Source organism: Achromobacter sp. GbtcB20, assembly GCF_019091095.1.
In the GTDB taxonomy this organism is placed as follows: domain Bacteria; phylum Pseudomonadota; class Gammaproteobacteria; order Burkholderiales; family Burkholderiaceae_B; genus Achromobacter; species Achromobacter mucicolens.
In genome coordinates this window covers 1-379 of the sequence record NZ_JAGXJZ010000294.1, presented here as the reverse complement: position 1 = coordinate 379, position 379 = coordinate 1, and the positions used below count along the sequence as shown (strand labels likewise).

Here is a 379-nt window from a genome sequence, read left to right as displayed (position 1 = left end):
CCTGCAGGCCGTCCTCGCCGTGGGTGTACGGGCTGCGCAGCGCGGCGAAATACACCATCTGCGCCAGGGCCAGGGTGATCATCGAAAAATAGATGCCCTGGCGGCGGATCGCCAGCGCGCCGACGACCAGCCCGAGCACGGCGCTGGCCGCCACGCCGGCCAGGATGCCGAGCTCGGTCGGCAAGCCGACCACGGTCAGCAGGTGGCCGGTGACGTAGCCCGCGCTGCCGAAAAAGGCGGCGTGACCGAACGACAGCAGGCCGGTGAAACCGATCAAGAGGTTGAAGGCGCAGGCGAACAGGGCGAAGCACAGCAGCTACATCAGGAACACCGGATAGCCGAAGAAAGGCGCGGCCAGCGCCAGGGCGAGAGCGATGCC

1 pseudogene is annotated in these 379 nt (G+C 68.1%); it reads right to left on the bottom strand.

The window, feature by feature from the left end:
- Positions 1-376: pseudogene (locus tag KVT32_RS29045) on the bottom strand (branched-chain amino acid ABC transporter permease); the annotation flags it as partial.
- Between the last annotated feature and the right edge of the window lie 3 nt (positions 377-379).